The sequence below is a fragment of the Pseudomonas sp. P179 genome, from assembly GCF_000478485.2.
GTDB lineage: Bacteria > Pseudomonadota > Gammaproteobacteria > Pseudomonadales > Pseudomonadaceae > Pseudomonas > Pseudomonas aeruginosa.
Genome location: NZ_KI517354.1, coordinates 5,100,747 through 5,118,738, shown reverse-complemented (window position 1 = coordinate 5,118,738; position 17,992 = coordinate 5,100,747). Strand labels below are relative to the sequence as shown.

The window sequence follows — 17,992 nt, the reverse complement described above, 5'->3', positions numbered from 1 at the left end:
GACTCCGCTGCCAGCCTAATTGCCATGCGGCGGGAGCCCGCCGCGCCCCGTTCAATCGAAGGTGATGCCCTGTGCCAGCGGCAGCTCGCGGGAATAGTTGACGGTGTTGGTCTGCCGTCGCATGTAGGCCTTCCAGGCGTCCGAGCCGGACTCGCGACCGCCGCCGGTCTCTTTCTCGCCGCCGAACGCCCCGCCGATTTCCGCCCCGCTGGTGCCGATGTTGACGTTGGCGATCCCGCAGTCACTGCCCGCCGCGCCCTGGAACAGTTCCGCCTCGCGCAGGTCGGTGGTGAAGATGCACGACGACAGTCCCTGGGGAACCTCGTTGTTCAGGCGCAGGGCCTCGTCGAAATCGCGGTAGCCGACCACGTACAGGATCGGTGCGAAGGTCTCCGTGCGCACCACTTCGGTCTGTCCCGGCATCTCGACGATGGCCGGCGACACGTAGTAGGCATCCGGATAGCGCTCCTGCAATTGCCGCTCGCCGCCGAACACCCGCCCCCCCTGCTCGCGGGCTCGCGCCAGGGCGTCCTGCATGGCCAGGTAGCTGCGTTCGTCGATCAGCGGCCCGACCAGGTTGCCCTCCAGCGGATGACCGATACGGACCCTGGAATAGGCTGCCTTGAGGCGCTCGACTATCTCGTCCTTCACCGACTCATGGGCAATCAACCGGCGCAAGGTGGTGCAGCGCTGCCCGGCGGTGCCCACCGCGCCGAACAGGATGCCGCGCACCGCCAGGTCGAGGTCGGCGCTTGGCGCCAGGATCATCGCGTTGTTGCCGCCCAGTTCGAGGATGCAGCGAGCGAAACGCGCCGCCACCCGCGGCGCCACTTCGCGCCCCATGCGAGTGCTGCCGGTGGCGCTGACCAGGGCGACGCGACGGTCGTCCACCAGCGCTTCGCCGGCCTCGCGGTCGCCGATCAGCAATTGGCTCAGGTGCGCCGGCGCATCGCCGCCGAAGGCCCGCGCGGCACGCTCGAACAGTGCCTGGCAGGCCAGTGCGGTGAGGGGGGTCTTCTCCGAAGGCTTCCAGACCACGGAATTACCGCAGACCAGCGCCAGCGCGGTATTCCACGACCACACCGCGACTGGGAAGTTGAACGCGCTGATCACGCCTACCACGCCCAGCGGGTGCCAGGTCTCGCGCATGTGGTGGCCGGGACGCTCGGATGCGATGGTAAGACCGTACAACTGGCGCGAGAGGCCCACCGCGAAGTCGCAGATATCGATCATTTCCTGGACTTCGCCGAGGCCTTCCTGGGTGATCTTGCCCGCCTCCCAGGACACCAGTTCGCCGAGTTCGGCCTTGTGCCGACGCAATTCCTCGCCGAACAGCCGCACCAGTTCACCACGGCGCGGCGCCGGCACCTGGCGCCAGGCGCGGAACGCCTGTTCGGCGCGCTCGACCTTGGCGGCAACGGCGGCGCGCCCCTCCAGTCGCACCGCAGCCAGGCGACTGCCGTCGATGGGGGTATGCACGGCAAGCTCGCCATCGCGAAAGGCATTGGGGTCGAGGCCGAGACTGCGCAGCAATCCGTCGATCATGTGAGGTTCTCCTGGCTGTTCGTTTCCGCTCGTTTTAGTCGGTTTGCCCGGTAGCGACAAACGACCTTTATTCGCCACGTCATTCCGAGTTTTCATACTGGCTCCGAGCTGTCGCGATCCGCCGTCTTTCCCGTACCATGCACGCCTTCGCCGGCCAGCCCCCGCCTACCCGACATGGACAAGAAAAAGCTGTTGCGCCTGATCACGGAAAAGCTCGCCGCGGACCTGGAAGTCGCCGTCCGCGCCGCGCAGACCGCCCATGAGACGGCAACCCACGAAGAGAACGTCGCCGAGAACAAGTACGACACCCTCGGCCTGGAAGCGGCCTACCTGGCCGCCGGGCAGTCGCGCCGGGTCGAGGAGATCCGCCAGGCGCTGGGCCTGTACCGCAACCTGGTGCTGCGCGATTTCGACGAGGAACAGGGCATCCAGCTCACCGCGCTGGTCACCCTGCTGAACGCCGACGGCAGCCGGCGAACAGTGTTCCTCGGCCCCGAGGCGGCCGGGCTGAAGATCGATTGCGAAGGTCGCGAGGTGTTGGTCATCACGCCTCGCTCGCCACTGGGCCAGAGCCTGATCGGCAGGCACCCGGGCGACGAGACCGGGGCGAAGGACTCCCCCCTTGCGGTGGAAATCCTCGCCGTCGACTGAGGCTACTGCTGCGGCGCACCGCAGGCGCCGCAGAACTTCGCGCCCGCCGCGAGATCGGCGCTGCAGGCGATACAGCGCAGCGGCGCCAGGGCGCCGCCGCAGCCCTGGCAGAATCGTGCCGTCGCCGCATTCGCGGTGCGGCAGGCGCGACAGGCCATTCCCACCGCGACTGGCGCCGGCGGATAGCCGCCCTGACCGCGGTGATGACCGCCGCCGTGATGACCACCGCCCTGTCCATGATGACGCCCACCCATCAACAACCGTTCGAAGAACCCCATGGCACAACCCTCTCGTCTGGATCTGACGGCTTCCAGTGAAAAGGCTGTAGCCACTACAGGGTCAATGGCGCGGAAACATCGGGAAACTCAAGTCCGCTTCACCACAGCGGCAACGCGTAGCTGACGATCAGCCGGGTCTCGTCGATGTCGTTGCCGAAATCACTGCGGAAGGTGCCGTTGCGCAACTTGATCCCCAGGTTCTTCAACGGCCCCGATTGCACCAGGTAGGCGATATCGGTGTCCCGCTCCCATTCCTTGCCGCGCCCACCGCCGTCCAGAAGGTCGATGTGTTCGCCACGCAGGTAGCGGCTCATGAATGTCAGGCCGGGCAGGCCGATGGCGGCGAAGTCGTAGTCGTAGCGCAACTGCCAGGAGCGCTCGTCCTTGTTGGCGAAATCGCCGATCTGCACGAAGTTGACCAGATACGGATCGGTCCCGGCCAGGTAGGCGAAGCCGCTGTCGCCGGACATGCGCTGGTAGCCGAGGCCGAAGGCGTGGCCGCCCAGGCGATAGGTGAACAGCGCATTCAGCGCGCGATTGTTGACGCGGCTGCCGCCCTCGTCGGTGGAACGCGCCCAGCGGATGTCGGACTTCAGCGACTGGTCATCGGCGAGCGGCAAGAGGTGCTGCACGCCGAGATGATGCTGACGGTAGAAATCCTCCAGGTTGGCGTAGTGGTAGCTGCTGCTCAGGCGCTCGCTCCAGCGGTAGGTACCGCCGGCGAAGTCGAAGCGGTCGCTGCCGGGGTGCCGGCCCGCCAGTACGTTGCGCTTGTTGCCGCGGGTGATGCCGAGGTCTTCGGCGTTGGTCGAGTCGCGCTGCTTGACCTGGCGCAGCTGGCCGAACTGCAGCGCCAGCCCGTCGATCTCGTTCACTTCCAGCAGTCCGCCCTGGAAGGTTTGCGGGTGCAGGCGCGTGTCGTTGAACTGCACCACCGGCAGCCTGGGCATCAGGGTGCCGATCTTCAGCGTACTGTGCGAGACCCGTAGCTTGGCGGTCAGGCCCAGGCTGGAATAGTCGTGGGCGGCGCGCCGGTCGCTCGTCGAATACGGCAACAGACCGCTACCGGATCGCTCTGGCGAGGAGTCCAGCCTGACACCCAGCAGGCCCAGCGCATCGACACCCAGGCCGAAGAGCCCCTCGGTGTAGCCGGACTCGTAGCGCAACAGGAAACCCTGCGCCCACTCCTCCGAATAGGACTGGCTGGCGCCGGGCTGGCGATAGTCGCGATTGAAATAGAAATTGCGCAGTTCGAGGCCGGCCTTGCCGTCGGCAAAAAACTCCGCCTGGGCGAACGACGGCAGCAACGCCAGCCCCGCGGCCAGCATCGGAACGGGAAGAATTTTCATTGTTGTTGTCTCTTCGTCGTCAGTGGATAAACACGGCGCCGCGGCCACTCCCTGCCGCGACCGCCGTGGCGGAGCGGATCAGACCCCGGCGAGCATGCCCTCCAGGCGTTGACGCACCAGTTGGCGCGCCTGCTCGACGATGTCCCTGAGCAACTCGGCGCAGGCCGGTTCGTCGTCGATCAGGCCCTGGACCATGCCGGCCGACCAGATCCCCAGGTCGGTATCGCCCTGCTGGTACACCTGGCGACCGCGCTGGCCGCTGACCAGCGCGGCGATATCGGCGTAGCCGGCGCCGCCGCGTGCCTCGATCGCCAGTACTTCCTGGCTGATCGCGTTGCGCGCCACCCGCGCGGTATTGCGCAGGGAACGCATGATCAGGTCGGTGGAACGCTCGTCGGCCGCACGGATCGCCGCCTTCACCGCAGGGTGTATCGGACATTCGCGAGTGGCCAGGAAGCGCGTGCCCATGTTGATCGCGTCGGCACCCAGCGCCAGCGCCGCGACCAGGCCACGTCCATCGGCGAAACCGCCGGAGGCGATGATCGGCACGCGTAGCCGGTTGGCCGCGGCCGGCAGCAACACCAGGCCGGGGATGTCGTCCTCGCCCGGGTGGCCGGCACACTCGAAGCCGTCGATGGAGACGGCGTCCACGCCCAGTCGCTCGGCCTTGAGCGCATGGCGCACGGCGGTGCACTTGTGGATCACCTTGACGCCGTGTCGACGGAATTCGGCGATGTGCTCGCCGGGGTCGTTGCCGGCGGTTTCGACGACGCGGATTCCCGCCTCGATGATGGCTGCGCGATATTCGGCATAGGGCACCGGCTTCTGCGTCGGCAGCAAGGTCAGGTTGACCCCGAACGGCCGATCGGTCAGCTCGCGGCAGCGGGCAATCTCCGCAGCCAGTGCCTCCGGGCTCGGCTGGGTCAACGCCGACAGCGTCGCCAGGCCACCGGCGTTGGCCACCGCCGCAGCCATCTCGGCACGGCCGACCCACTGCATGCCGCCCTGCATGATCGGGTGTTCGACGCCGAAGGTCTCGGTGAAACGGGTCCTGAACACGCCCATGGATTGCCTCCTCGGTCAGATCGGGTCCCAGGAGAACACGTCCGGGCTGCGCGCCAGGTCCATGAAGCTGCCGCGCAACGCCGGCATGCCGTGCTCGGCGATGCTCTCCGGGGTCCAGCCGTGCTCGCTATGCACACTGCGCAGCGGCCGGCTCTGGCTCATCAGGAAGAGTTCGTGGTGACGCGCGGCGAACACCTGGCCGGTGACCTCGCGGGCGGCGTCGGACGCCAGGTAGACGGCCAGCGGCGCGTTCTTCTCGGGGGTCATGCGCTGCAGCTTGTCGACGCGGGCCTTCTGCTCCGGGGTTTCGGCCGGAATCGAGTCGGTCATCCGGCTCCAGGCGAACGGCGCGATGCAATTCGAACGCACGTTGTAGCGCTGCATGTCGAGGGCGATGGATTTGCTCAAGGCGACGATGCCCAGCTTGGCCGCGGAATAATTGGCCTGGCCGAAGTTGCCGATCAGCCCGGAAGTGCTGGTCATGTGTACGAAGGCGCCGGCCTGCTGGGTACGGAAGCGTTCGGCGGCGGCCCGGCTGACGAAGAAGCTGCCGTTGAGATGGACATTGATCACCGACAGCCAGTCGTCGGCGCTCATCTTGTGGAAGATCGCATCGCGCAGGATGCCAGCGTTGTTCACCACGATATCCAGACGCCCGAAACCGTCCATGGCGCATTCGACGATACGCCGCGCGCTGTCCCAGTCGGCGACGCTGTCGGTGTTGATCAGACCTTCGCCGCCTCGCTGGCGGATCAGGCCAAGGGTCTCTTCGGCCGGCGAGGCCGACCCGCCCTCGCCCTGTAGCGATACGCCGATATCGTTGATCACCACCCGTGCCCCGGAATCGGCCAGGGCCAGGGCGATCTCGCGGCCGATGCCGCCGCCCGCGCCGGTAACGATCGCGACCTTGCCTTCATTGAGTCTGCTGCTCATGGGTAATCCTCTTCGTCCCGTGGATGTCGTTCGGTTGCGCTCAGCCCGGCAGGCCGAGGACGCTCTTGGCCAGGATGTTGCGCTGGATTTCGTTGCTGCCGCCGTAGATGGTGGTCGGCCGCGACTGGATGAAGATCCCCGCCGGATGCAGCTCGGGGTCTTCGGCGAAGGGCTGTAGCAGGGCCGAGTCCTCCCCGGCGATCTCCAGGCCCAGCTCGCTGATGCGCTGGAACAGTTCGGACTGGAATATCTTCAGCATGGATACCTCCGGGCCGAGGCTCTCCCCACGCCGCAGGCGTTCGGCGAAACGCTCGTAGAGCGCCTTGTGGCTGTCCAGGTCCATGCTCAACGCGGCGAAGCGGCGCGCGAACAGAGGGTCGTGCCACAGTCCCAGGTGCCGGGCCAGGCGCTCCAGGCGCTGGAGGGCGAAGGTGGACTGCTTGGGCGAACCGAGGAAGATCCGCTCGAAACCGAGCAGCGCCTTGGCCATGCTCCAGCCCTGGTTGATTTCGCCGACCAGGCTGTCGTAGGGCACCCGCACGTCGTTGAAAAACACTTCGCAGAACTCGCCGTGCAGCTCCAGGTTGAGGATCGGCCGCACCTCGATGCCCGGGCTGTCCATCGGCACCAGCAGGAAGCTGATGCCGTGCTGCGCCTTGGCGCTGCGCTCGGTGCGGACCAGCAGGAAGATCCAGTTGGCCTCCGAGCCCATGGTGGTCCAGGTCTTCTGTCCGTTGATCACCCACTCGCCGTTTTCCAGGCGCGCCTCGGTGCGCAGGCTGGCCAGGTCGGAGCCGGCGTTGGGCTCGCTGTAGCCCTGGCACCAGATGTCTTCGCCGCTGAGAATGCGCGGCAGGAAGCGCGCCCGTTGCGCCTCGTCGCCATAGCGGATCAACAATGGGCCGAGCATGGTCACGCCGCTGTCGGGCAGGCGCGCGCAGCCGTACTCCTCCATTTCCTCCATCATGATCAGTTGCTTGCCGGCGCTCAGCCCCATGCCGCCGTACTCCCTGGGCCAGCCGGGACACAGCCAGCCCTGGCGCGACAACAGCAGGTACCACTCGCGGGTTTCCTCGCGCCCCAGGCGACGGGGCGGATTGCGGATGCGCTGCGGATAGTTGGCGGCGATCCACTCACGGACCATCAGGCGAAAGGCGTTGTCGTCGAGACTGTCGTAGTCGGTCATCTCAGTTTCCTCTGAATACGGGGGGACGCTTGGCGAGAAAGGCCGCCTTGCCCTCGGCGTGGTCGGCGCTGAGAAACAACTGGCTCTGCAACTCGCCCTCCCGCTCCAGCAATAGGTCAAGGCCCTCGGCGAGCAACGCCTTGGTCATCGCCAGGGGCAACGGCGCCTGCTGCTCCACCCGCCCGGCCAGTTCCAGCGCCATCGCCAAGGCGCCGCCAGCGGCGCAGAGGCGGTCGGCCAGGCCGATGCGCAGTGCCTCCTCGGCCTCTACCACCTGGCCGAACATCAGGATCTGCCGTGCCCGCCCCCAACCGATGCGCGCCGGCAAGGTATGCAACTGGCCAAGGTCGGCGAGCAGCCCGACCTTGCCGAAGCCGGCGGCGAAGCGGGCGCCGGCGCCGCAAACGATGCTGTCGCAGGCCAGCGCCACGGACAGCCCGGCCCCCACCGCCCAGCCCTCGACCGCGGCGATCAGCGGCTTGCCCATGCGCACCATCTGCCGCACCAGCCGCGCGTTGTCCTGCATTCGCGCCCTGCCGGCGGCCAACTCGGTCACCCGCATGTCGCCCAGGTCGCCGCCGGCGCAGAACACCTCTTCGCCACCGGTCAGCAGCACGCTGCGAATCGATGGGTCGCATTCGGCCGCCTCCAGGGCCCGCAGCAATTCCATGCGCAGCGCCGGCGACAGTGCGTTGCGCCGGGCCGGGTTGTCGAAGCGCAGCAGGCGCACCGTGCCGCGCGTTTCCTGCAACAAACCGCTCATCAGGCCACCTCCCGCTGTAGCAGCGCGGCGTAGCGCGCCTTGTGGAACGCCAGCGAGCCGTGGGCATTGAGCAGTACCATGGCGCGGCGCAGGAACAGGCCGATGTCCGCCTCGTCGGTGTAGCCGATGCCGCCGTGCAACTGGATGGCCTGACGGGTCACCAGCAGAGCCGCTTCCGAGGCCCGTACCCGTGCGCTGGAGACCTGCCGCTGGCGCTCGCTTTCCGACGCCCCGGCATCGATCGCGGCGGCGGCCTGCTCGACCATGGCGCGCGACAGTTCGATCTGGATCCTCAGGTCGACCATGCGGTGCTGCAGCGCCTGGAAACTGCCGATCTCGCGGCCGAACTGGCGACGTACCTTGAGGTACTCCAGGGTTCGCTCGAAGGCGCCATCCATCAGTCCGACCAGATAGGCCGCGCAGGCCAGCCCTGCCTCGTCCAGAACCTGTTCCGTTACCTCGCCGGACAACCACCGTGCCGGCGCATCGCGGAAACGCAGGCGCGCCAGGTGAGCGCCATCCTGGGTCGCCTCGCAGAGCAGTTCCACGCCATCGGCATCGCGCTCGACCAGCGCCAGGCCCTGCTCGCAGGCCACCAGCCAGGCATCGGCGGCACCAGCCAGATGTACGTGAGCGACTTCGCCGTGCAACCGCCCTTCCTGCATACGAGGGCGTCGCCGCCCATCGCGGTAGGCGATGCCCACCGGCAGGACCAGCCGCTCGGCGGCCAGCAACGCAACGCGCTCGTCTTCCGGCAGCAGCGGCGCCACCAGCCCGGCCTCGATCAGCGGCTCGGGCAGCAGGCCGCGCCCCAGCGCCTCCAGCAACGCCGCGTATTCGCTCATGCCCAGGCCGCTGCCGCCCAACGCTTCATCCAGGCGCAGCGCCGGCCAGCCCATGGCGCAGACCTCGCGCCAGGCCTGGCGGTCCACTCCGCTACCGGTGAAACGACCGCGGCGCACGCGGCTCAGGTCGCCGTCGCGCGGCACCAGCGAAGCCGCGCTGTCGCGGATCATCCGCAGACGCTGCTCGCGCTCGCCGGCCCACTCGTCTTGCTCACTCATCTGTTCGCCCTCCTGTCGATACGCCGACCGCCCGTCCGTCATCTGCACGGGCGGCGCCGGCTTGTCCGCGCGGAGCGACCGCGCAGGCCGTGGTCCGGACGCGCGACGGATGGCTCCGCTGCCGCGCCGCCGGAACTCCGCTACGGCTTAGCCGCGCGGTACCTGAAGCTGCCCGAGGCCATGGCGATGACCTCGCCGTTCTCGTTGCAGATTTCCGCCGTGCAGAAGCAGATCGTGCGGGTCCGCCGCACCACCCTGTCAACCGCACGAAGCTCGCCGCGGGCGCTCCCCATGAAGTGGGTAGCCATGTCGATGGTCACCATCGAGCAGTCCGGCAGGCAGGCACGGATCGCCTGGGCCATGGCGGCGTCCAGTACCGACATCAACACCCCGCCGTGGAACTGTTGCAGGTAGTTCATCAGTTCCGGGCGATGCCCCAGGCGCACCCGCGCCACCCCGTCGGCATCGGTCCAGCGCTCGAGGCCGATGAACTCCTGGAAGCTGGCGGGCCGCTGCTCCGCCGCTGGCTGTCGTGGAAAAGAACTCATGGATGTGCACTCCTTCCGCAGGATCAGGCCTTGGCCGCGCGCCGCTCGGCGGTATCCACGGCACTGCCCGGCGCTTGCCGTCGGGAAGCGCTCTCGGCATCGCGGGACTCGCGGTTCGGGTCGTAGAGCCGGTCCGCAATGAACAGCGCCGGGATCAGCCCGGTGAGCACGTAGGTGATGCCCATCACCAGGAAACCCGCGCCGATCGACACGTGGGTGGCCAGCAGGCCGATGCCGGCGGGCGCCACCGCCGCGCCGATACGCCCCAGGTTGTAGGCGGTGCCCACCGCCGAGCCGCGGACGCGGGTGGAGAAGCTCTCGGTCATGTAGGTGGCCAGCACCCCGACCGGAACGCCGTAGATGAAGCCGAAGGTGATGAGGATCCAGAGGATGTTGGAGGGCGAGTGGTAGAACACGATCAACGGCATGAAGGCGGCGCTGCCGATGGCCCCGGCGGCGAAGGTCAGGCGCCGACCGAAGAGATCGGCGCAGACACCGGCGGCGACCTTGCCGAGGATCATCGCACTGTAGGTGCCGACCATGTAGCCGGTCATCGACTTGAAGTTCATCCCCAACTCGCTCTCCAGGTAGGACGGCATCCAGTTGTTGGTGCCGTAGTAGCCGAACAGCAGGAAGCAGGAGGTGAGGCTCCAGAGCAGGAACATGCCGCGCGTTTCCGGATCGCCCAACATCCGTCCCAGCGGGCCGGCACCGCCAGCCTCGGCGTGGCTCTGCGGAGCCGCGCCGGGACGCTGGCGCCCGGCCTGGGCCGCGAGCCAGGACGGCGACTCCGGCACCCAGGGCCGCAGGGCCAGGCAGACCAGCGCCGGCGCCACGGCGGTGAAGAACAAGGTGCGCCAGCCGAACTCGGGGATGATCTGCCCCGCCAGCAGGGTCGCCACCAGGTAGCCCACGGTCCAGCCGGCCTGCATGGCGGCGAGGATGGTGGTGCGGTACCTGGTTCCGACGCACTCGGACATCAGGATGTTGCAGGCGACGAACAGCGAGCCGAGGCCGAGCGAGGCGACGAAGCGGATCAGCGCGAACTGCCAGTAGTTCTGGGTCAGCCCCAGCAACGCGGTACCGATGGAGAACAGCACGATGGTCCAGGTCACCACCCGCACCCGGCCGAAGCGGTCGCAGCACCAGCCGCCATAGATGCCGCCGACGGCCATGCCGGCGAGAGTCAGGCTGCCGAGGGAGCCGGCTTCGAAGTTGCTCAGGCCGAATTCGGCCTTCAGGCTGTTGAGGCTGTAGGCCAGGAACATCAGGTCGACGCCGTCGGCGAGCAGGCCGAGGAAGCAGAAGACGAAGGCGATCAGCATGGTGCGCCGGGAAATGGCCGGCGCCGGGTTCGGGGAAAGCGCGGTTGCATTCATTATTCTTGTTCTCGCAAGCAGGATTTCGGTTGATCTTCACGGCAGCCCGACGGTCGTTCCCTCGCGCCGCCGCCCTTCGCTTCAGTCCGGCCGCTCTGGCGGCGGACCTACCCGGCCGTTGTCCAGCACCACCACATCGCGCTCGACGACGCGAGTGCGGAACGAGCCGTCGCTCCACATCTCGGTACGCAAGGTCTCGCCGGGAAACACCGGAGCCGAGAAACGCACCTGCAGATGTCCCAGTTGCCCCGCGCGGTAGTCGGCGAGCCCGCGCAACACCGCGTGGAATGCCACGCCGAGGGTGCACAGGCCATGCAGGATCGGCCGCGGGAAGCCGGCCCGCAGCGCTGCCGCGGGCTCCGCGTGGAGCGGGTTGTCGTCGCCGTTGAGGCGGTAGTACAGGGCCTGCTCCGGACGGGTCGGCAGGTCGAGTCGCAGGTCGGGTGTCCGTTCAGGCAAGCGATGCGGCGTTTCCGGCACCTGCCGGGAACCACCGAAGCCGCCGTCGCCGCGAAGGAAGGTGGTGCTGCGGGCGACAGCCAGCACCTCGCCGCTGAGCGCGTCGCTGAGCACCTTCTCGCTGTAGAGCAGCGCGCCCTTGTCGGCGCCCTTGTCTACCAGACCGGTGACCCGGGTCCGACCGATCACCTCGCCTTCCGCCGGCAACGGCCGCCGCCACTCCAGGCGCTGCTCGCCGTGAACCAGGCGCAGCGCGTCCACGCCAGTCGCCGGATTGCCCAGCCAGAAGCCCGGATGACCGAGCACCAGGGCCATGCACGGCAATGCCTGGAGATCGCGGCACGGATCGACGTAGACCAGTTGGCGCTCGTCCAGCGGGTCGCCGCCCAGACCGAGGGTCAATGCATAGAAGGCGCTGTCGCGCCGGCTGTAGCGCTGGCGTACTTCGGGGATCGGGTAGTTCAGGAGCACCTCAGGATCGAGCGCCATCGGCCACCTCCTCGACTTCCAGCACCGCATCCACCGCCCAGGCGCCCTGGCCCTCCGGCAAGGCGATGACCGGGTTGAGGTCCACCGAGCGCAAGCGCTCTCCCGCCTCCCAGGCGAACCGCGAGAGATTCGACAGCAGCCGTGCCAGCGCCGCGACGTCGGCCCGCGGCCGGCCACGCGCGCCGAGCAGGAGCGGCGCGCCTCTGATGCTACGGATCATCGCCTCGGCTTCGTCGACCTCGAACGGGCAGCGGCGGAACACCACGTCCTGCAGCACCTCGACGAAGATCCCGCCCAGGCCGAACAGCGCCACCGGGCCGAACAGCGGATCGCGCTGGATCCCCATGAAGCACTCCACCCCACCCTGCAGCTGACGCGCCACCAGGACGCCATCGAGACGCGCCTGCGGCGCCTTCTCGGCGGCCCGGCGCAGGAGCAGTTGGAAACCGGCGCGTACCGCGTCCGCATCGCTTACGCCAAGCAGCACGCCGCCGATTTCCGACTTGTGCTGGATGTCCGCCGAGGCGAGCTTCAGCACCACCGGGTATCCGATGCCCTCGGCGAAGGCAACCGCCTCTTCGGCACTGCCCAGCACCGCCTCGGCGGCGGACTCGATACCGGCGCGCGCCAGCAGGCGCTTGGCCTCGGCTTCGCCGGGCGTGGAGGCGGGCAACTGTAGCCCGCCGGCAGGCCGGCGCAGGCGCAACGGCCGGGCGAAGGCTTCGCCGAGCCGCCCCATGGCCTGGATCGCCACTACCGCCCGGGTGGGGTCTTCGAACAGTGCGAAGCCGGCCTCCTCGTAGGGTGCCAGCTCCTCCCCCTCACCCATCACCGAGACCACGAACAGACGCTCGGGATAAGCCTCCTTGATCCGCCGGAACTGCTCGGCCAGACGCGCGCCGATGGAGGCGGCGGTGCCGGCCTGGGTGAAGAAGGCGAGCAGCGAACGGTAGCCACCGTCGACCACCATCGACTCGGTAAAGTCGCGCACCAGCGTCAGGTCGTTCAGGGCCTGCGCGGTGCAGTCCACCGGGTTGATCGGCGAAGCGAAGGACAGCCGTGCCTTCAGCCGCTCCTGGGCCATGTCCGGCATCGGCGGCATCGGCAGGCCGACTTCCTCGGCGACATCGCTGACGATGATCCCGGCGCCGCCGCTGACGGTGATCATGCCGAGGCTGTTGCCCACCGGATAGATACGCCGGGTGGCGAGGTAGGCGATGTCCATCAGTTCCTCGGTGGTCCTGGCGCGGATCACCGCATAGTCGCCCAGCACGGCGTTCAGCACCTTGTCGTCGCCGGCCAGCGAAGCAGTGTGGGACAGCGCCGCGCGGCTACCCAGGGCGCTGCGCCCGACCTTGTGCAGGATCACCGGCTTGCCGGCGCGATGCGCGGCCTCCAGGGCGGCGAGGAAGCTGTCGACGTTGCGGATGGATTCGGCGTAGGCCATCACCACGTCGATCTCCGGCGACTCCACCAGCCAGCCGATGCTGTCGCCCAGGGTGACGTCGGCCTCGTTACCGGTGGCCACGCAGATAGGGGTTCCCAGGCGGCGCTGGCGCGCCATGCCGAGCAGGTGCGCGCCGTAGGCGCCGGACTGGGTGGCGATGCCTACCCGGCCGGGCAGCGGTACGCCACGTTCCAGGCTGGTGGAGAAGAACGCGTAGTAACCGAGGTTACTGTTGAACGCGCCCAGCGCATTCGGACCGAGCAGACGCATACCGTACTCGCGGGCAGCGGCTACCACCGCATCCTGCATCGCCGCGCCGGCCTCGCCGACCTCGCTGAATCCGGAAGAGAACACGATGGCACTGCGCGCCCCCTGGCGGCCCAGTGCCCGGACGGTCTCCAGCACCTGAGGCGCAGGCACCGCGACAATGGCCGCGTCCGGTGCCTGCGGCAGCTCCGCGACGCTGGCGAAGGCCGGTAGCCCCTGGATTTCAGCACGGTTCGGATTGACCGGGAGGATTTGCCCGGCATAGCCATGGCGCAGCATGTAGGCGATGGGTCGGCCACCGATGCGGGTCGGGTCGCTGGAAGCGCCGATCACCGCGACCGAGCGTGGTTCGATCAATGGAGTAAGACTGGCGAAACGGGGAGCGTCGATGAGCTGTTGCGAGTGGTTCGCTGACATGGGTTCACCTGATCCGTTTGTCTGTGGCCGGCACGACAACCTTCTCGCGGGTGAGCGCGCCCGCGGGACGCCGCCACGGCAGCGCCCGGAAGGCCTGTCGGCCAGGGGGCTAGAGCGTGTCGCCGGTACCGAGCAACGCGGTTACCTGGCTGGACAGCGTGCCGCCGTTGCCGTGCAGCAACGCCACGTCGGCCTTGGCCAACTGCCGCTCGCCGCCCTGGCGGCGGAGCTGGGTCACCGCCTCGATGATCAGGAACATCCCGTACATCCCCGGATGCACGCAGGACAGCCCGCCACCGTTGGTGTTCACCGCCAACTCGCCGCCGGGCGCGATGCGTCCGCCCTGGACGAATGGGCCGCCCTCGCCCTTGGCGCAGAATCCCAGGTCCTCGAGGAACAGCAGGGTGTTGATGGTAAAGGCGTCGTAGAGCATCACCAGGTCGATGTCGGCGTGCCGCACACCGGCCATCTGCATGGCTCGCGGAGCGCTTTCCGAGGCCGCCGTCACGGTGAGGTCGGGCATCGACACGATCGAGCGATGCCACTGCGCTCCGGCCGCGCCAAGGAAGTACACCGGCGCATTGGGCAAGTCGCGGGCGCGCTCGGCGCGCACTACCACGCAGGCGCCGCCGCCGTCGGTGACCAGGCAGCAGTCGGCGGCGCTCAGCGGGTCGCTGACCATCCGCGCGGCAAGGACGTCATCGACGCTCAACGGTCCGCGGGCGAACGCCTCGGGATTCAGGTTGGCCCATTGCCGGGCAGAGACCGCCACCTCGGCGAGCTGCTCGCGTGTGGTGCCGTACTGGTGCATGTGCCGGCTGGCCGCCAGGGCATAGGCGGTGATCGGGTGGCGCGGCTTGTAGGGCGTCTCGTGCCATTGTGGCTCGCTCATCGATACCAGGCGGCCGCCGGCGGTTCGCTGGTTGGAGCCGTAGCAGATCAGCGCAGCGTCGCAGAGACCGGCCTCCAGTGCCAAAGTGGCCTGCAGCAGGTGCAGCTCGAAACTGGAGCCGCCAATATTGGTGCCATCCACGAATTTCGGGCGGATGCCGAGGTATTCGGCGACCGACAAGGTGGGAAAGGCATGGGAGCTGGTGGCGGCGAAGATCGCGTCGATGTCGGAAAGCTTCAGGCCGGCATCGGCAATGGCCTTGAGCGACGCCTGGCCGAGCAGTTCGATGGCGCTGTAGCCCGGCGCCTCGCCGACGCCGGCGCTACCGATGCCGACGATGGCGGTCTTGCCACGGATGGCTGCGCTCATGGTCGTCCCTCCTGGTGGGGAACGAACACCACGACATTGGCACCATCCTGCTCGACGATGCGCGCCTGCACACGGGTGCCGATCGGCAGGCTCTGGTGCCCGTCGATCCGCGACATCATGCGCACGCCCTCGTCCAGGTCGACCAGCGCGACATTGTGATTGCCGCCGCGGGAGCGATTGACAGTGATCGCGTAGAGCGTACCCAGGCCGCTGGCGGGAACCCACTCGAGATCAGTCTCGCCGCTACCCGGCACCAACTGGCGCGGGTAGAACACATGGCGACCGCTGGAACGGCTGCGCTGCAACATGAAACGGCCCTGGGCGAGAAACGCTAGGTACTGCGCCTCAGGTCCCGGAGTACTGCCATCGGGAAGATCTGCCACGAGGTTTCTCCTTTGTTCTTGTCGACCTTTGCTGCAAAGTGCATCGCGCTGGACGCCGAACCGGATACTGCTTCCGCCCCCGGTTGTACGTTCCGGAAGGCCAGAATATATTCACCATCGTGAATGTCAATCACAATACTGAATGAAAAGAGGAAAAATGACCAAGGACGCCACAACCAAAGGCACCAGCAGCAAAGATGTCGGCGCGGTAGTGAACGCCATTCAGATACTTCGCCACCTGGCCCACGCCGACGGACCGCAAGGCGTGGCCGCCATCGCTCGCGCCACCGGTATCAGCCCGAGCAGCGCCTTCAATATCCTGCGCACCCTGAGCAACGAACGACTGACATCCTTCGACGATGCGGGCAAGACCTACCAACTGGGCCTTGGCCTGTCGGAACTGGCCGTAGGATTCGTCGGACGCAGCTATGCCGACCTGATCCAGCCAGAGCTGGAGCGACTAAGCCTTGCCCACCACATCCTCATCGCCCTGTGGCAAGTCACCGACGATGCGCACATCCGCGTCATCGCCCTTGCCGCGCCGCCCGTCGCCCACGTCAACGTCGCCGTCGGCACGCGCCTGCCGGAACTGGTCGGCGCCGCCGGGCGTTGCATTGCCGGCCTGCGCGAACTGCCGGAGGACGAACTGCGCCGCCGACTGACCCGCGTGCGCTGGGAAAATCCGCCGAGCTTCGAGCGCTACCAGGCCGAAGCGACCGAGGCCGTCGAGCGCGGCTGGGCTATCGACCAGGAACACCTTTACCGCGGCGTGAGCATGGTCGCCAGCGCCATCACCGACCGCGACGGACAACCGCGCTTCGCCATCTCCGCGATCGGCATCAGCGCCCAGCACCAGCCCGACGACCTGGAACGGATCGGCACCAGCCTGCGGGATACCGCGCGCTTCGTGAGCCGCGCGCTATTTCCCCAGGGCGAGGCACTGAAGGGGAAATCCTGAAATGACATTCAACCCACTGAAAGATTAGCCGGCCCGCCGTTATCGACCCGCGACGTCGGTACCACCTTTCAACCCGAGGACCGGCAGATAACGGAGGAAGCGCCAGAATCGCTTCAGCGTCACCCGGTCCCACGCCCGCAGCGGCACCGAGCGGAACAGCTGCCAGGCATATCGCCCATCCTGGACAACAGCCTTCTTCAGCGCCTTGTTCAGGATCAGTTGCCGGGCCCGGCGATAATTCGGGTGAGCCCGATAAGGCTCGATGGCTTGCATATCCGCCTCGTAATTGAGCTTGTACCTGCCGGACAGACCGCTTCCATGCCGGCGATAACGCCCCATGTAGGCCGGTAGTCGATGAATTTCATAGCCCTGCGCCGCGATCCTGAGGGTGATCTGGAAATCCTGCACGCGAATCGACGGGTCGAAGAAATCCGCCCGCTTCATCGCGTCCATGCGGTAGAGCGCCGTCAGCGGCATGACCACCAGGGTCTCGGCCAATGCTGCATCGAACCCCCAACGCTCCACACAACCCTCGCTGAAACCGTCTCGCGCCACTTCGTTACCGGCACTGTCGATACAGATATTGAAACCGCCCACGCACCCGACCTCGGGGTGCGCAAGCAAGTAGTCGACGCGCGTGTCGAGCGCTCCAGGCAGGACAATGTCGTCGAGGTCGGGAGTCATCACGAACTCCCCCCGCGCATGACGCAAACCGTGATTGAGCGCATCGCTCACCCCTCGGTTAGCCTGGCGGTAGAGCTGGAAACCGTGAAGCTCGCGGAGCATGGCGAGACGCTCATAGGTGTCGTCCGTGGATCCGTCATCCACCACGATCAACTCGAGATTGGGATAACCCTGCGCGTAGATGCTGGCGATCGCCTCGTCCAGATACTTCGAGATATTGAAACAGGCGCAAACGACGGAAACGAGCGGACGCATTTCTTCCTCCCCAGCCCCGGATCCGGGACTCGGCACAAACCGATAACCTGGCTGCCCGTCGGAAGGAAACCGTGCCATGCAGCTCGGCCACACATCCGCGGCGCCTTCAAGCGCCGGGATACTATACTAAGAAGAACCGCACCGACCATCGAAACCGGCAGGTCGCCCGACCCGGCGCTCGAAGGACAGAAAATCGGAAGCGGTGGAGAAATGCGCGCTCAGCGCACCCACGAAACCCAGGCAGAGCGGGACGACCACCCAGAGAAGAAGGAAGGGCCCGCAGCATTCCTAGGAAAGCTGCACGACCTGGCCGGCACCCGAAAACCATGGCACGGCTTTTTCGCCCGCCCGGCAGAGGGGATGCCCGAACGCTCGCCAGAAAAGACAAAGCCCCCGGAACGCCAGGCATTCCAGGGGCTTTGCTCATATGTAATGGCGGAGAGATAGGGATTTGAACCCTAGGAGCCATTGCTGACTCAACGGATTTCGAATCCGTCCCGTTCGACCACTCCGGCATCTCTCCGTGCGGCGCGCATGATACCAGCTTGTACGAAGAACGCGAAGCTTTCTTGAAGATTTTTTCGCGTTCTTTCAGATGGTTGCGCGCGTTA

General features: G+C 67.2%; 17 protein-coding genes and 1 tRNA gene. 2 read left to right on the top strand and 16 right to left on the bottom strand.

What is annotated here, in order from left to right:
- Positions 1-51 precede the first annotated feature (51 nt).
- Positions 52-1,545 (bottom strand): L-piperidine-6-carboxylate dehydrogenase, encoded by a 1,494-nt coding sequence (locus HMPREF1224_RS35875; protein WP_003086325.1) that lies wholly within the window; start codon positions 1,543-1,545, stop codon positions 52-54.
- Positions 1,546-1,719: 174 nt separating this feature from the next.
- Here HMPREF1224_RS35875 and HMPREF1224_RS35870 point away from each other — a divergent pair, with 174 nt between their 5' ends.
- Positions 1,720-2,196: a GreA/GreB family elongation factor gene (locus HMPREF1224_RS35870; protein ID WP_003112531.1), complete on the top strand. Its 477-nt coding sequence runs from the start codon at positions 1,720-1,722 to the stop codon at positions 2,194-2,196.
- A gap of 2 nt (positions 2,197-2,198) precedes the next feature.
- Here the strand turns inward: HMPREF1224_RS35870 and HMPREF1224_RS45685 are convergent, their stop codons facing one another.
- The 13 genes from HMPREF1224_RS45685 to HMPREF1224_RS35810 all read right to left on the bottom strand — a co-directional run bounded on the left by HMPREF1224_RS45685 (position 2,199) and on the right by HMPREF1224_RS35810 (position 15,484).
- Entirely contained in the window at positions 2,199-2,474 is a 276-nt protein-coding gene (locus HMPREF1224_RS45685; protein WP_010793902.1) for a zinc ribbon domain-containing protein, read from the bottom strand.
- Between the two features lie 98 nt (positions 2,475-2,572).
- Positions 2,573-3,823: an OprD family porin gene (locus HMPREF1224_RS35865; protein WP_003112533.1), complete on the bottom strand. Its 1,251-nt coding sequence runs from the start codon at positions 3,821-3,823 to the stop codon at positions 2,573-2,575.
- Between the two features lie 78 nt (positions 3,824-3,901).
- Entirely contained in the window at positions 3,902-4,888 is a 987-nt protein-coding gene (locus HMPREF1224_RS35860; RefSeq protein ID WP_003086306.1) for an NADH:ubiquinone reductase, read from the bottom strand.
- A 15-nt stretch (positions 4,889-4,903) separates the two neighbouring features.
- Positions 4,904-5,821, bottom strand: a complete 918-nt coding sequence (locus tag HMPREF1224_RS35855) for an SDR family NAD(P)-dependent oxidoreductase (RefSeq protein WP_003086302.1) — start codon at positions 5,819-5,821, stop codon at positions 4,904-4,906.
- Between the two features lie 40 nt (positions 5,822-5,861).
- Entirely contained in the window at positions 5,862-7,007 is a 1,146-nt protein-coding gene (locus HMPREF1224_RS35850; protein WP_010793901.1) for an acyl-CoA dehydrogenase family protein, read from the bottom strand.
- Between the two features lies 1 nt (position 7,008).
- Positions 7,009-7,770: an enoyl-CoA hydratase/isomerase family protein gene (locus HMPREF1224_RS35845; RefSeq protein ID WP_003086299.1), complete on the bottom strand. Its 762-nt coding sequence runs from the start codon at positions 7,768-7,770 to the stop codon at positions 7,009-7,011.
- Complete coding sequence (locus HMPREF1224_RS35840; RefSeq protein WP_010793900.1) at positions 7,770-8,834, bottom strand: acyl-CoA dehydrogenase family protein; 1,065 nt, start codon at positions 8,832-8,834, stop codon at positions 7,770-7,772. The genes HMPREF1224_RS35845 and HMPREF1224_RS35840 overlap by 1 nt, the downstream gene beginning before the upstream one ends.
- 140 nt (positions 8,835-8,974) lie before the next feature.
- A complete protein-coding gene (locus HMPREF1224_RS35835; RefSeq protein WP_003112538.1) occupies positions 8,975-9,382 on the bottom strand; it encodes a PaaI family thioesterase in 408 nt (135 codons plus the stop codon).
- 23 nt (positions 9,383-9,405) lie between these two features.
- Positions 9,406-10,761, bottom strand: coding sequence for an MFS transporter (locus HMPREF1224_RS35830; RefSeq protein ID WP_003112539.1), 1,356 nt, complete (start codon positions 10,759-10,761; stop codon positions 9,406-9,408).
- A gap of 81 nt (positions 10,762-10,842) precedes the next feature.
- Positions 10,843-11,709, bottom strand: coding sequence for a MaoC/PaaZ C-terminal domain-containing protein (locus HMPREF1224_RS35825; RefSeq protein WP_003123198.1), 867 nt, complete (start codon positions 11,707-11,709; stop codon positions 10,843-10,845).
- Positions 11,693-13,840 carry an acetate--CoA ligase family protein gene (locus HMPREF1224_RS35820; protein WP_010793899.1) on the bottom strand — a complete coding sequence of 716 codons (2,148 nt, stop codon included), beginning with the start codon at positions 13,838-13,840 and terminating at the stop codon, positions 11,693-11,695. The genes HMPREF1224_RS35825 and HMPREF1224_RS35820 overlap by 17 nt, the downstream gene beginning before the upstream one ends.
- Before the next feature lie 109 nt (positions 13,841-13,949).
- Positions 13,950-15,101 (bottom strand): thiolase, encoded by a 1,152-nt coding sequence (locus tag HMPREF1224_RS35815; RefSeq protein ID WP_009876040.1) that lies wholly within the window; start codon positions 15,099-15,101, stop codon positions 13,950-13,952.
- Positions 15,098-15,484 (bottom strand): Zn-ribbon domain-containing OB-fold protein, encoded by a 387-nt coding sequence (locus HMPREF1224_RS35810; RefSeq protein WP_003086280.1) that lies wholly within the window; start codon positions 15,482-15,484, stop codon positions 15,098-15,100. Before HMPREF1224_RS35810 ends, HMPREF1224_RS35815 begins: the two co-directional genes overlap by 4 nt.
- Positions 15,485-15,641: 157 nt before the next feature.
- Between HMPREF1224_RS35810 and HMPREF1224_RS35805 the strand changes: the two genes are divergently transcribed.
- On the top strand, positions 15,642-16,442 hold the full coding sequence (locus HMPREF1224_RS35805; protein WP_003120643.1) for an IclR family transcriptional regulator: 801 nt from the start codon (positions 15,642-15,644) through the stop codon (positions 16,440-16,442).
- 39 nt (positions 16,443-16,481) lie between these two features.
- Here HMPREF1224_RS35805 and wapB read toward each other — a convergent pair whose 3' ends face one another.
- Positions 16,482-17,474, bottom strand: coding sequence for a 1,2-glucosyltransferase WapB (gene wapB / locus HMPREF1224_RS35800; RefSeq protein ID WP_003120644.1), 993 nt, complete (start codon positions 17,472-17,474; stop codon positions 16,482-16,484).
- 340 nt (positions 17,475-17,814) lie between these two features.
- A tRNA-Ser gene (locus HMPREF1224_RS35795) sits at positions 17,815-17,904 on the bottom strand.
- Positions 17,905-17,992 lie beyond the last annotated feature (88 nt).